Source organism: Alkalihalobacillus sp. TS-13, assembly GCF_019720915.1.
Taxonomy (GTDB): domain Bacteria; phylum Bacillota; class Bacilli; order Bacillales; family Fictibacillaceae; genus Pseudalkalibacillus.
The window spans coordinates 281847-295342 of the sequence record NZ_JAHKSI010000002.1; the positions used below are offsets into that span (position 1 = coordinate 281847).

General features: G+C 43.9%; 12 protein-coding genes. 4 read left to right on the forward strand and 8 right to left on the reverse strand.

Going from position 1 to position 13496, the window contains the following annotated elements; all coding sequences use genetic code 11:
• Positions 1-4 precede the first annotated feature (4 nt).
• A complete protein-coding gene (locus tag KOL94_RS18145) occupies positions 5-1015 on the forward strand; it encodes a S8 family peptidase (protein ID WP_221568011.1) in 1011 nt (336 codons plus the stop codon).
• Positions 1016-1072: 57 nt separating this feature from the next.
• On the opposite strand, the gene KOL94_RS18150 is transcribed toward KOL94_RS18145, so the two are convergent.
• The 3 genes from KOL94_RS18150 to KOL94_RS18160 all read right to left on the reverse strand — a co-directional run bounded on the left by KOL94_RS18150 (position 1073) and on the right by KOL94_RS18160 (position 4746).
• The gene (locus KOL94_RS18150) at positions 1073-2257 is read right to left on the reverse strand and encodes an MFS transporter (RefSeq protein ID WP_311775190.1); all 1185 of its coding nucleotides are present in this window, start codon (positions 2255-2257) and stop codon (positions 1073-1075) included.
• 428 nt (positions 2258-2685) lie between these two features.
• A complete protein-coding gene (locus KOL94_RS18155; RefSeq protein WP_221568013.1) occupies positions 2686-3723 on the reverse strand; it encodes an NAD-dependent epimerase/dehydratase family protein in 1038 nt (345 codons plus the stop codon).
• A gap of 90 nt (positions 3724-3813) precedes the next feature.
• Entirely contained in the window at positions 3814-4746 is a 933-nt protein-coding gene (locus tag KOL94_RS18160; protein WP_221568014.1) for a prenyltransferase/squalene oxidase repeat-containing protein, read from the reverse strand.
• A gap of 142 nt (positions 4747-4888) precedes the next feature.
• Here KOL94_RS18160 and KOL94_RS18165 point away from each other — a divergent pair, with 142 nt between their 5' ends.
• Positions 4889-5107: a hypothetical protein gene (locus KOL94_RS18165; RefSeq protein ID WP_221568015.1), complete on the forward strand. Its 219-nt coding sequence runs from the start codon at positions 4889-4891 to the stop codon at positions 5105-5107.
• Positions 5108-5156: 49 nt separating this feature from the next.
• Here the strand turns inward: KOL94_RS18165 and KOL94_RS18170 are convergent, their stop codons facing one another.
• A complete protein-coding gene (locus KOL94_RS18170; RefSeq protein WP_221568016.1) occupies positions 5157-5792 on the reverse strand; it encodes a YczE/YyaS/YitT family protein in 636 nt (211 codons plus the stop codon).
• A 152-nt stretch (positions 5793-5944) separates the two neighbouring features.
• Here KOL94_RS18170 and KOL94_RS18175 point away from each other — a divergent pair, with 152 nt between their 5' ends.
• Complete coding sequence (locus tag KOL94_RS18175) at positions 5945-6412, forward strand: PaaI family thioesterase (protein WP_221568017.1); 468 nt, start codon at positions 5945-5947, stop codon at positions 6410-6412.
• 235 nt (positions 6413-6647) lie between these two features.
• Here the strand turns inward: KOL94_RS18175 and nadA are convergent, their stop codons facing one another.
• The 3 genes from nadA to nadB are packed head-to-tail and all read right to left on the reverse strand — an operon-like array spanning position 6648 to position 10117.
• A complete protein-coding gene (gene nadA / locus KOL94_RS18180) occupies positions 6648-7757 on the reverse strand; it encodes a quinolinate synthase NadA (protein WP_221568018.1) in 1110 nt (369 codons plus the stop codon).
• Between the two features lie 4 nt (positions 7758-7761).
• Positions 7762-8598, reverse strand: a complete 837-nt coding sequence (gene nadC / locus KOL94_RS18185) for a carboxylating nicotinate-nucleotide diphosphorylase (RefSeq protein WP_221568019.1) — start codon at positions 8596-8598, stop codon at positions 7762-7764.
• Positions 8567-10117: an L-aspartate oxidase gene (nadB, locus tag KOL94_RS18190; protein ID WP_260412516.1), complete on the reverse strand. Its 1551-nt coding sequence runs from the start codon at positions 10115-10117 to the stop codon at positions 8567-8569. The genes nadC and nadB overlap by 32 nt, the downstream gene beginning before the upstream one ends.
• Before the next feature lie 106 nt (positions 10118-10223).
• Between nadB and KOL94_RS18195 the strand changes: the two genes are divergently transcribed.
• Positions 10224-11366 (forward strand): IscS subfamily cysteine desulfurase, encoded by a 1143-nt coding sequence (locus tag KOL94_RS18195; protein WP_221568020.1) that lies wholly within the window; start codon positions 10224-10226, stop codon positions 11364-11366.
• A gap of 164 nt (positions 11367-11530) precedes the next feature.
• On the opposite strand, the gene KOL94_RS18200 is transcribed toward KOL94_RS18195, so the two are convergent.
• Positions 11531-13492 (reverse strand): phospholipase D-like domain-containing protein, encoded by a 1962-nt coding sequence (locus tag KOL94_RS18200; protein ID WP_221568021.1) that lies wholly within the window; start codon positions 13490-13492, stop codon positions 11531-11533.
• Between the last annotated feature and the right edge of the window lie 4 nt (positions 13493-13496).

Sequence of the window (13496 nt, forward strand, 5' to 3'; positions counted from 1 at the left end):
AAAAATGACTGATGTCCGATTGATTCCTTATCAAGTAGAAGAAATCATCGAAGATTTGACGAATATTCCTCAAGGTGTAGAAATGATTGAAGCACCCGAATTATGGGAGAGGGCTGACAAAGGGAAAGGGAATGTCGTCGCGATTATTGATACAGGATGCCAGACCAACCACCCTGACTTGGAAGGACGGGTGATTGATGGCCGGAACTTCACGACAGATTACAATAGTGATCCAGACAATTTTCTAGACAACAATGGACACGGTACTCACGTTGCTGGCACCATTGCTGCTATCGGGAAAGATAATAGCATCGCAGGTGTCGCTCCTGAATGCAGCCTGCTAATTTTAAAAGTGTTGACGAAACAAGGCAGCGGCAGAATGGAGTGGATTGTGGATGCCATTCGCTATGCGACTGATTGGGCAGGACCTGATGGGGAAAAAGTGAAAGCCATCTCCATGTCACTTGGAGGTCCACAAGGTACAGATGAACTACACCAGGCAATCAAAGATGCTGTCGACAACCAGATATGCGTCGTTTGTGCTGCTGGTAATGAAGGTGACAACCAAGAAGACACTGACGAATATTCTTATCCGGGTGCTTATAATGAAGTCATTCAGGTAGGAGCGGTAGACTTCCAACGCAACATTGCACGATTTACGAACACGAATGATGAAATTGACCTGGTCGCTCCAGGCATCAATATTTTATCAACATTTCCAGATAATAGATATGCGAGGTTATCAGGAACATCGATGTCAACACCCCATGTTTCTGGGGCGTTAGCCTTATTGAGCAACCTGACAACTAAGGAATTCAGCCGTGAGCTGACTGAGCCGGAACTGTACGCACAGCTTGTCAAACGGACAACCCCACTTAATTATTCGAAAAAAGCTGTTGGAAATGGCTTCCTAACCCTCGGTCTCGTCGATAAACTGGAAAATCTGTTCAGCCCCTACACAAAGATGTGGGAGCAAGAGGATAAGAGCATATTGATGGCAGAAAGACGGTCCTGATACACGGAACCAAAAAGAGGATGACTCCAAGAAGGAGCATCCTCTTTTTACATGTATTTAAACTTTTACAGGCTTTGGTGAAATAAGTGCAAAAATGAAACCTAGAATCGGAAAGATCATTGTCAGGAGAAGGATCTCCGTATATCCTCCGAATAGATCATAAGCAAAGCCGTACGGAAGTGGTCCGAATGCTGATCCAATAACCATCGTGGTCATCGCCAATCCTTTGATACTTCCCAAATACTTACGACCAAAGTAATCCGGCCATATGATTGAAAGCGTAATCCTTTCCAATCCGTTTACAATCCCCCACATTACGCCGAATAAAATCGCCATCCAATAGGAATTAGTAAATAAAAGTATTACAACAAACGCTAACTGTCCCAGAAAGCTGAGTGATAGTACAACATTCACTTTCACTCTTTCAAGTATGAATCCAGAAACCATCGTAATCGGGAAGCCGATGATCGCCATAAGACTCAGAATGAAAGCCGCTGTTCCTCTCCCCAATCCTCCTTCTGTAAAAATAGAAACGAGGTGAAACGTAATACCCGTATTTACTAGTGCAGGTATACTTACACAGAACAAGATCATCCAAAATTGCCGAGTCTTCATTGCTTCTTTCAGTGTCCATGACACATCATTTGGATTTTCTTCTTCGATTTCCGTTCCATCATCCCTTACTTTTCTTACAGCATTATCCGGCTTCAATCCGATATCCTCAGGTCTATTTTTCATGAATACGAAAACAAACGGTACGAAAATCAGGAGGATCATTGCCCCTAATATACGGAAAGCAACTTCCCAGCTGAATGCACCAATCAACCAAGCTGCGAGAGGAGGAAATAAAGCTGAGCTGAGGAATCCACCAATCGCCATGAAACTGAGTGCTCTCCCACGTTTCTCAATAAACCATTGGGGGACAAGAGTGTTCGGAACCAGCGTCATCGATCCTTGACCAAAGAACCGTAAAAAGAAAAAACCGATAAATAACATGATCGGCGTCAGTACAAAGCTGTTCCAGAAACAAGCCCCTGCTAGCATGATTCCGACGATCAAAGACATTCGCCGCTGTCCAAAACGGTCGACAGCGCGACCCATCAGAAAGAGTAATGAACCTGATAATAGTGTGGCACCAGAATAAATACCAGATACTAGCGAACGGCTCCATCCGAATTCTTCTATATAGGAATCAATGAATACCGCATTAACATAAGTCTGACCGGGTCCGGAAAAGAACAATCCCAGTCCACCTAAGCATACAATAATCCATCCATAAAAAAAGGAAAATCTTGATTGTATGTAATTACAGACATTGTTCATAGCTGCCACCTCGAAGTCTAATTCTGAACAATTTTACCAAAATCAAGGTGAAAATCCCAAGAAAATGACTTAGAGGGTTCTACTTCCATTCTTAATTTAATATGTGCTTCGGTACCTCGTGAAGATTCCATAGAATAATGAGGAACAGAATTGATCATCCCCTTGCAGAAATGGATCTTCTATGATGAATGTACAGGAAATCAAAAAGGGACTGTCCTAAAAGTGTATGAGTCTCTCTGAATTTAACAACATTTTGAAAAATTGTCTTTTTGATCCGAAATGTTGTGTTGGAGGTGTCTGACACTTTTCTTTAGGACAGCCCATTTTTCATTCAATTAAAATCATTCCTACACACTTGCAGCTTGCATCCATTTTTTCAGGATCATCTTTTCTTTGGCATCATCGAGACATGTATCTGACAGCGTTCTGTTTTCCTCCATGAACCAATCGTGTGTGTCTTTGATCGTTTGCTCAAATGGTCTGAAGGTCAATCCCTCTTTTATCGCTTTAAAATTGTTGAGTCCAATATCCCCATTTGGAGCTGGAAGGTCTTCAGATATCGGATATGTTTCAGGAATCCATAGAGGCATTTCTAACCATGGGGCTACATTGCAGCGTTTCAAGAAGGATTCGGAAACCCAGGTGATGTCCGCTTTATTGTTGAATAGGAGTCTGCCTTTTTCAAGAAAGGTTTCCATCATCAGTTTCACTTCTGGTCCGACCGCGTTATACGTTCCGACGATCTGCTGTTCAACCATGTGGATCGTCCATTCTGCAAGATCCCGGACATCGATGAATTGAATCTTTCTATCAGGTCTTCCTGGAGCGAGAATTTCACGATTTTCAGCCAATCTATTCGCCCAGTAAGTGAACCTGTCAGTGGGATCATGCGGCCCAACGATCAGTCCAGGCCGTATGACAAGACCACGTCCTTCCATTTCTTCATACACGACTTGTTCACAATGGTACTTCAAGGGACCATATGTTTCACCAGTTACCTCATCCATTTCGCTGATGGCTTTCACTTTGTCGACTGATAATGTCAAAACCGCTGCTTCTTCGTCCACATGATCTTCATTGATGAAATTCTTATAGACAGAGGCGGTCGAGATGAATGTATAGATTTCAGTATCATCAACAACTGCTTGTACCGATTTACGTACGGTTTCTGGATGATAACCGCATGTGTCGATGACTGCATCCCATTTCCTTCCACTGATCAAATGATTATCCTTCATCCGGTCCCCCTGGATCCATTCAAGCTCAGGAAAGACCCCCCGGTTCGTACCCCGGTTGAAAAGTGTCACATTGTGGCCCTTATTCATTGCCGCTTCAACGATATGCCTTCCTACAAACTTCGTCCCGCCAATCACTAAGATATCCATTCCTTACACCTCCATTTGATTTTTAAAAATCTAAGGTGCATATAAACGTATGTATAAGATGGCCGGTGCTTTGGGCCATCCGGAAAAACGTCATGATTGGACCGCTTGTTTTTCAACCCGTCCGTAATCTCTTAGAAATTTTAAATTCTCGTAGGTCAAGATGCCTTTCCATTCATCCTTTGCTTTTGGCCAATCCTGTTCGTACTGTCCCCATTCCCAATTCGGATGCCATGAGCCGTCAGAATGCTGCTGCTCGATGATGTAATCAAGATTATCCCCGACCTCTTCCTTCATATCCTTATAAAAAGGTGACTCAGGGCTTGCAGCTAATTGGACCGGTTGCATTCCGTAATTCGGCCACTGTTCACGTTTAAGATTCACTAACTCCGGAATATGTTCTTTCACTTTATCAAAGATCATTTCTCGATCGGATGTATCCAATTCTTCAGCAAGCCTTAGGTAACAAAAGGTTTCGTGCATATCAAGTGTATCGAGTTCCTTAAAGTGACTTATGGCTCGCGATTTCAGATTCTCATGCATTTCTTCCGGTGAGAATTCCTTATAGCGTAAAAGATAGCCTGTAAGCTCTGCATTCGGATTCCCCCATGCGGCTTCCACCATCACCCGCTCATTTTCATGGTCATAATGCCACCATGGAGCATGGGGTACGTCATTGACCTCCGGAGGTACCGCATGCCAGCGTCCTTTATCCTGATCGAAGTTTTCAAGAAGGTACCTCAGTGCATCTTTTACCATCGGATGATCACCTGGAACCTGCAACTCTTTGAAAATTTGAAAGGCTTTCGATGTCGACATTGGTGATGAAATCTCCAATTGAAAATCAGGTTCCATCCGGTTTCCGAATCCACCGTCAGCATTTCGATAGGCTCTGAGTGCACTTAAAACGTCTTCCTTCGATCCGTCCTCGAAGTGATATCGGAATAATGCTTTTTCAAGTTCCCGGCCATTGTCTAGTAAATATTTTTTTGCACGATCGAACGATTTCTCATCCAAATATTTCATCAAATGCTCCTCCTTCAAACGAAAATATGTTCTGCTTTAAAATTTCGTGATGGAGGTGTGTTCTCCTTCTTTCATAAGCAGGAATTATCTATTCAGATACTTCTTTTGGTGGTAAAATATGGTTGTTAGGGAGGAGATATTAATGATGTTTGATATAGAAAGATTGAGGAGTGCAATCATTTTTCTCGGAATTTGTGTATTGCTCGGTTCTTGTACAATCGCAAACTCAAACTCGAATAATACGTACATACCCGACCATGGTTTTAATGATAACGCACTATGGGAAATCAAAATTGAGTTGGAAGAATTGAACAGGAATATAAATATGTTAACCAACAAATTAGGTGAGACATCTGAATAATACATTTAATATATGAAAGGGGCTGAATTTGTTTCAGCCCCTGTTTCCTTTACGTCAATCGTGACTTATACAGCCTACAGTCGATTTTCCGTTTTAGAGATTCGATATGTTTGTGGAAAAAGCCGATGACTGGACCAACACATAATACGACGATCAATGTCCCGATTCCCACCGGTCCACCTGCGATCAACGCAAGCATCAGGATGAATGTGCCTGCAATCGTTTTGGCGACTGCAAGCCTGAAACCGAAACGCTTGTGAAGTGCCAACATCGTGCCATCTACGGGAATCAATGCCAAATTAGAATGCAGATAGATCGAGATTCCTAATCCAAGCAGCAAGAGACCTGATCCAAGAACGATAGCTTTTAGCATAAATCCGCCTGGCTCCCAAACACTCCAAAGCGTAAATAGCCAAAAATCGATGAAGATTCCTGTTATCATGGCGGTGACAATTGCAAAATAAGATGGTTTGGTTTTCTGGATCATAGCATTGAGGAATACGAGGATGATTCCTCCGATAACTTCCCAGCTTCCTACCGTCAAACCGAAATGATGAGTCAATCCAACATTCAATGCATCTAAAGGAGAAGCTCCCAATCCCGAAACGATAGTAGCACTGATCCCAAGTGTCATGATGAAAAGACCGATGATAAAAAAGCTGATGTTCTCAAGGGTTTCTTTCACAGATCTCCCCTCCTTTTCCAAGATGTCTATTTTTATATTTTACTAGAGGAAAAAGAATACAGACAAGTATTGTGACTGGTTCTCCAAGCTATTATTCTTTTCAATACACTCTTTCTTTCTATATGATTAGTAATAACAAATATAAGAGGGGGATGTACATGAAAAAGCATATAGATGATCGAGAAGTACATAAGCAGTTTTACAACGAAATTTTCGAAACGATGAAAGCGGAGCCTTACGCACAATTCCTTGGCATCGAACTGGTGGAGCTTGGAGAAGGTACCGCAACAGCTGAGGTCGACGTAAAAGAGCATATGTTAAATACCCACAATACAGTTCATGGCGCGATCACATTCGCCATCGCCGACTATGTATTTGCTGCGGCGTGCAATTCATATGGAAAAACGTCAGTTGGACTGTCGACAACCGTCAATTTCATGGCTGCTGGTCAACCGGGCTCTAAACTTAGAGCAACAGCAACGGAGGAAAAACGAAATCACCGCACGTCCTGGTACAACATCCGTGTTGAAAGTGATGGGGAATTGATAGCGACAATGGAAGCACTTGCTTATCGCAAGAACCACTATTTTGTGCCCGTTGAAGAAATGGATGGAGAATGAACATTTGCAGAAAAGTAGAAATCACCGATATATTTTGGATTTGCACCGATAAAATTCAAGTTTACACCGATAAAATCGCAAATTGCACCGATAAAACCTGATGCAAAGGAAAAAGAAAAAAGCTGATCCGAAAGTGCCTCCGGGTCACACAACATGAGTATAAACTGGATGATTAATGAGCTTATGTTGTAGTGGCCGCGGAACAGCATTTCCTAGAGGGATCAGCCTTGTTATATTATATGGATCTTTCCAGCATTCGTTCGAGGGCGATTTTAGCAAAATTTGCCGTTTCCTTGTCAACGTTGATCTGATTGATCACTTCGCCATCAGCAATTGATTCTAATGCCCATAATAAATGTGGGAGATCGATCCGGTTCATTGTCAGACATGGACACATATTCGGATTCAAGGAGACAATATGTTTATCCGGATGTGTCTGAATCAAACGGTTGACGAGATTCATTTCTGTGCCGATTGCCCAGGATGAACCAGTTGGCGCATTTTCGATCGTATCAATGATTTTTTTCGTCGAGCCGTTGATATCCGACGCTTGCACGACATCAAATGTACATTCCGGATGAACGAGCACCCTAACCCCCGGCATATCCTCACGTACTTGCCGAATATTTTCCATTGTGAATTTTTCATGGACGGAGCAATGGCCTTTCCAGAGAATGACACGAACGTCCTCGTTCGGCCCTTCGCTTTCCAAAACATTCGCAATCGGGTCCCAGACTGCCATCTGATCAAGCGGAACACCTAAATCATATGCGGTGTTCCTCCCAAGATGCTGATCCGGTAAAAACAAGATGCGCTCCTTTTGGGTCAACGCCCATTCGACCATCGCTTTTGCATTGGAAGAAGTCACAGTGGCTCCGCCATTTTTTCCTACAAAGCTCTTGATGCTTGCAGTTGAATTGACATAGGTGAGCGGGATGATTGTGTCACCTAACGTGTCCTGAAGTATTTCCCATGCCTTTTCGGTCTGGTGGATGTCCGCCATGTCTGCCATTGAACAGCCGGCTCTCATATCCGGAAGCACTACAGTCTGTTCGTCACTCGATAAAATATCTGCTGTTTCAGCCATGAAATGGACTCCGCAAAAGACGATGTATTTCGCCTGAGCATTTTCAGCCGAAAGCTGCGCAAGCTTCAAAGAATCGCCTGTATCATCCGCAAACTGGATCACTTCATCCTTTTGATAATGATGCCCTGGAAGGTACAGTTGTCCTCCCATTTTCCGCTTGATAGCTTCAATCCGCGATACCATTTCAGATTCGCTCATTTGCCGATAACATTCTGGTAATCCGGTAGTCTTCGACTGTAAAATATCCAATACGCCCATCTTTTTAATCGACCTCCAATTCGAGACTGATGTCCAAGCCTTTTGCTGAATGCGTCAACGCCCCTAATGATATGAACTGTACTCCGCAATCCTTATAATCCCCTAGCGTATCAGGGGTGATGCCGCCTGATGCTTCCGTTACGATATGATCAGGAACAAGCTCCACCATTTCCTTGATCTCAGCTGGTGATCTGTTATCGAACATGATGATATCCGCTTTCGCTTCCACTGCAGCCTTCACCTGTTCGGCCGATTCCGTTTCGACTTCGATTTTGGTCATCGGACCCAGCGCCTGTCGAACATGCTGGACGGCATTTTGTATATTGCCGAACATGGCGATGTGGTTATCTTTGATCATGACGCCGCCATCAAGTGTCAGCCTGTGATTCACTCCCCCACCGCATCGCACGGCATACTTTTCGAACATTCGCAAACCTGGTGTCGTCTTACGGGTATCACAAATTTTGATCTCAGACCCCTCTACGAGTTTGGTTGCGTGATGCACCATTGTCGCGATCCCCGACATGCGCTGAATCAAATTCAGGATGACCCGCTCCCCTTCTAAAATCGAAACGACAGGACCGTCCAAAGTAGCGATCGTTTCCCCTTGTACCAATACTGCACCATCACGCGCATGAAATTCTACCTTTATTTCTTCAGATATCAAATTGAAGCCTTCACGTACTATCTGCTCCCCTGCAAAAATACCATCTTCTTTCATCAATAACCGCCCTGTTCCTATTTGATCAGGTTTGAACAAGAGTTGGCTTGTAAGATCGGCTGTAGCGATGTCTTCAATGAAAAACCGCTCAAGATCCTGCCGTAGTTTCAACCGGTTCATAACGTTCCTTCCTCCTCTTCACTCTGCGCTGCTGCCATTTTTCAAGCTGATAAGGATAATCAGTTCGATAGTGGCTCCCGCGGCTTTCAGTTCGTTGTAATGCTGATTCCGCCACTAACCACCCGACTAGTACTTGATTATGTTTCTGAATTTCTTCTAAACTTGGAAACTCGCAAATTCTAGTGCTTCTTAAATATCGATTAAAATGCTGGATCGCTTGCCTTAACCCATTTTCGTTCCGTTCAATGCCGATATACTTGTTCATTGTTTCACGTATAAGTTCAAACGATGGAGTGTCAGTTAATACCTCTAACCCTTGCCATCTGACTCTTGAGCCTGAAAGAGCTGACGGTTCAGAGCGTATTGCGTTGGCCAACCTGTTTGCGAAGACGACACCTTCGAGCAGTGAATTGCTTGCAAGACGATTAGCACCATGCACCCCTGTGTTCGCTACCTCACCGACCGCAAATAGACCATTGACTGAGGTTCGTCCGGAGACATCTGTTTCGACGCCACCCATTGTAAAATGAGCACCAGGTGAGACCGGGATCAAGCTTTCCTCTATTGAAATCCCATTTTCCGCACATAATCCGGTGACTGTTGGGAACTGTTTCTGAAAATTGGTGATTCTTCGGATATCAAGAAAAGTCTTCTTCCCATTCCTTTGCGCCTGATATAAGACTCGGGAGACGACATCTCGTGGTGCTAGATCTTTTGAAGGATGCTCGTTCTCCATCAACCTTTTTCCAGTCTCATCAACTAAAATGCCTCCTGCACCGCGGACGGCTTCTGTTACAAGCCCCACACTCTTTCCTTCGTTCACCAACAATGTCGGATGAAACTGGATGAATTCCAAATCAGACATTTCCGCACCAGCTTCATAAGCGAGAGCAATCCCATCTCCAGTTATCGTCGAAGCATTCGAATTTACAGGATACAATCCAGATAGACCACCGGTAGCGAGAATGACAGCCCCAGCATAAGTGGCTGTGATTTCACCATTAGTATCCATGCTCCATACTCCACAGCACCTGTTGTTTTTCACGATCAATTTTATAGCCGTTTCCCCTTCGACCACGAGATTCTTTTCTCTGATCCTCTTTTTCACCGTGTCGATGAGATGACGACCTGTTGCATCGCCTCCGATATGAAGAATTCGAGCACAGTTATGGGCACCTTCTTTTCCAAAATCATATGTCCCATCTGATTTTCGATCGAATTTGACACCCAGTTCCACCAGCTTTCGGATCATTTCAGGCCCTTCTGTAACAAGGTGTGTCGTCGCAATCGTTTCATTATGGAAGCACCCTGCCTGCAATGTATCAAGAAAATGATCGTACCAATCATCTTTCTCCTGGATGGCAGCCGCTACCCCGCCCTGTGCTAAATAAGAATTGCTGTCTTCTAATCTATTTTTTGTGAAAATCATCACATTCTTGTGTAAAGAAAGGAGCTCTGCAATCATTAATCCAGAGAGTCCGCTTCCGATGATAAGGACATCCGTCTGACGAATTTTCATAAAAGGACCTCCTGATTTTGGACATCGCAAATGTTTACATGTGTCTTGACACCTATATTTACATAAAATTAAACTTATAGCAAGAGGTTTTCGAAGGAGGATGTTTATGATTTATATGGACCATGCCGCAACGACGCCTATGTCTGAAGCAGCATTACGTGTTTATTGTGAAGTTTCAACCCGATTTTATGGGAATTCATCGAGTTTGCATGACGTGGGTAGTGAAGCTCAAATTCTGCTTGAGGAATGCCGCAAGCAACTCGCAAATTACTTCAACGGAAGTCCAGAAGGGATTTATTTTACAAGCGGCGGCTCAGAAAGCAATCACCTTGCGATCGTTTCCTTAGCACGAGCAAATGCCTCAAAAGGCAAACACCTGATTACGACTGAAACCGAACATGCCTCAATCGCCAATACCTTTGCACTTTTAGAGAACGAAGGGTTCCGGGTAACGAAAATACCTGTCGATCCTATTGGGGTAGTCCATGTTGCCGCTATTCAGGAAGCATTGACGGAAGATACGATCCTGGCAAGTATCGGTCATGCCAACAGTGAAATCGGAACTGTTCAACCGTTGAAGGAAATCGGGCAACTTTTGAAAGCTAATGGAGTCTTGTTTCATAGCGATTGTGTACAAACCTTCGGTAAAGTTCCGTTTGATATAAAAACAATCGGATTAGATAGCTTGTCTGTATCCAGTCATAAAGTGTATGGTCCTAAAGGGGTTGGTGCATGTTATATCGCTCCGGAAGTGTTATGGCATCCTTCCATTCCAGGCTCTACGCATGAAAAAGGATTTCGCGCTGGAACAGTGAATGTACCGGGGAATGCTGCATTCGTTGCCGCTGTTGAAGAAATGATATCGGAAATCTCTGAGTATGAAGGACACTACCGAATGTTGCGGAAAAAATTCGTGGACTTCGCGAAATCTGATGAGCGGATTACGATTGAAGGCCATCCAATTGCCCATCTTCCTTCGACCATCGGTTTCCGTGTAAAAGGCATTGAAGGACAATATCTCATGCTTGAACTTAATCGTAAGAACTTTGCCGTATCGACAGGTTCAGCATGTTCTGTTGGGAAACAATCCCCTTCGAAAACGATGCTTGCTATCGGGCGGAATCCAGATGAGGCTCGTGAACTCGTGCGGATATCCTTTGGAAAAGCGACAACGGAAAAAGATGTTGCAGCATTGGTTGCAGCGCTTGAAGAGATTCTTGCAAAAGCGAAGAGAGCCAAAACCATTTAAGCGGAGTTGCGGAGATATTGTATAATCCTAGAAAATTTAGGTGGAATCCCGGAATTTTTCATATAATCCTAGAAAAATACCGCATAATCCTAGAAATTAGTAAAAATATACTATCAGAAAAAAAGGTCTCAAAAGGAGTGTTATCCTTCTAAGGCCTTTTCAAATTATTGCATTTGAATCGTTCCGCCAGCTTGTGAATAACGTGCGTAGAACTCTTGCAGGAACTGGTTCGCAATCAAGGAATCATGTATGATCAGCATATTTTCATCATTGATGTCATTGCCGTTTGTGCTCCAGTTTGTCGAGCCAACAACGACAGTCGGGTCACTTGAAGAATCTGCATCGATCAACATCGTTTTACTATGAAGCTTACGGGTTTCAGCATCCACATAGACCGGAGCTGGATTCGCCCATCGGATATTCGGATTGTTCTCACTTGTTTGCAAAGCTGTCCGTCCGGTCATCTCAATGCTTGCAGACCACCATTGGTTCCAGAAGCTGCTATCGAAGACACCTTTGACATCAAAGCCTGTCAAAGTCCCTTCAAGATCATTGTAAGACCCTTCCCACTTGTACTTCAGTTCATCGATCAACGTTTGGTCCGACCAGGCGAAAATCGTAAAATATGCACTGTCATCCGCTTCATTTTTTACAAGATCACTCATCTTGCCGATCGCATCATCCCCTGAAGAAAAATAAACTTCCACCTTTTTCCCGCCTATCGTAACTTCATGGGGTGTATTATCCGTTTTACGAGGACCAAGATTAGCCTCTTGAGGAGAAGGGGTCATTGTTGTACTTCCCCACATTTCGTTGAATTCCGTTTCATAGACAGAAGCCAATTCAGGCGATTGGGTTTCGACGACGTGCTGTTGATTTCCGTCGAGGACATCATTAGCCATGTTTTCTTCAGAACCATAAAGTCCTGTCACGGTGAAATTCCAACTGCCTGTGAAGACCCATCGGTCATCGATAATCGCGAATTTATTGTGCATTTGGTTTCCAGGAGAGTAGTATGTTCCGTCCGTCTTTTGCTCAGCATCAACGAATAGATGGCCTGACGTTTCAGTTGACCCTACTTTCGTCGTGACAAAAGGATAATCTTCTGGTGATCCCGGTAATCCATGTTCACTTCGCTTGGCTTGATCCTCCACGGCAAACATTGGAGAGTCTGAGAAAATCGTGATATCATCCGCTGTGCCTATTAGCATATCACTACCACGAGCCATTTCTTCCAAGTAAAGACGCATTGTTTCAAAGCGTTCGGCATAATGAGGATCAGCTGCATCCTTCGAGTCTGCCACCACCCGCACATCAACACCTTCAGCGGCCTTGTTGATCAGCGCGTTCACAACATTCGGTAGATTGATTTCATATGTAGCAAAGTCAATACTTGTAGTTGCCTGGTTTATCCGGTTAATCAAACGGTCCTCAAGATTCACATTGTAATTTGCTTCATTTCCTGAACTTGCGTATCCTGATAACGCGCACTTGTTAAAGTAAACATTGATCGAGCCAATCGTTTCCGAAACATTATTCAATTGCTCCGTGGTCGAATCACAGGACGAAGATCCATTTTCAACGCCAGAAGTTGGTGTGCCGTATCCTCCACTATATGCAGTTGTCGCTGTCGTCCAGTTGGAAGCTGTCATCCCACTTACGGATTCGTCAACCCGTTCCATCGCCGCTTTCGTATCATTATCTCCTGCATACCAATCATCCACTGAGTCTACAGAGGTACCTGAATCATCCTTCAATGACAATACCTCATTACTGTTGCCGAGCGCACCGCTGTAGGTCAAGTCAGCCTCAACATCTGATACAGTACTGTCATCTGTCCTTTCCAAGAGGTAGTATCCATTCGCAGGAATCGTACCGGATAAAGAAATGGAAGGTGTACCATCTTCGGCATCAAGCCTCCATCCTTCCAGGGAGATTTCATTTGCAGTTGGATTGTATAATTCAATCCACTCATCATTGTAACTTCCCGTTGTCCCCATCCAGGCAATCTCACTGATCACGACATCACCTGTGGATGCAGCCGATGCTCTTTGCCCTTCCGAAATCGGATTCATGAAACTAACCGTAAGCGCTGTCATTAAAACTAGTTGTAGCCATCTTTTCATCTCT

Bases quoted from the DNA above. Each gene is read 5' to 3' on its own strand.
- KOL94_RS18145 (WP_221568011.1), top strand. From the start codon at position 5: ATGACTGATGTCCGATTGATTCCTTATCAAGTAGAAGAAATCATCGAA.
- KOL94_RS18155 (WP_221568013.1), bottom strand. From the start codon at position 3,723: ATGGATATCTTAGTGATTGGCGGGACGAAGTTTGTAGGAAGGCATATC.
- KOL94_RS18160 (WP_221568014.1), bottom strand. From the start codon at position 4,746: ATGAAATATTTGGATGAGAAATCGTTCGATCGTGCAAAAAAATATTTA.
- KOL94_RS18165 (WP_221568015.1), top strand. From the start codon at position 4,889: ATGATGTTTGATATAGAAAGATTGAGGAGTGCAATCATTTTTCTCGGA.
- KOL94_RS18175 (WP_221568017.1), top strand. From the start codon at position 5,945: ATGTACATGAAAAAGCATATAGATGATCGAGAAGTACATAAGCAGTTT.
- nadA (WP_221568018.1), bottom strand. From the start codon at position 7,757: ATGGGCGTATTGGATATTTTACAGTCGAAGACTACCGGATTACCAGAA.
- nadC (WP_221568019.1), bottom strand. From the start codon at position 8,598: ATGAACCGGTTGAAACTACGGCAGGATCTTGAGCGGTTTTTCATTGAA.
- nadB (WP_260412516.1), bottom strand. From the start codon at position 10,117: ATGAAAATTCGTCAGACGGATGTCCTTATCATCGGAAGCGGACTCTCT.
- KOL94_RS18195 (WP_221568020.1), top strand. From the start codon at position 10,224: ATGATTTATATGGACCATGCCGCAACGACGCCTATGTCTGAAGCAGCA.
- KOL94_RS18200 (WP_221568021.1), bottom strand. From the start codon at position 13,492: ATGAAAAGATGGCTACAACTAGTTTTAATGACAGCGCTTACGGTTAGT.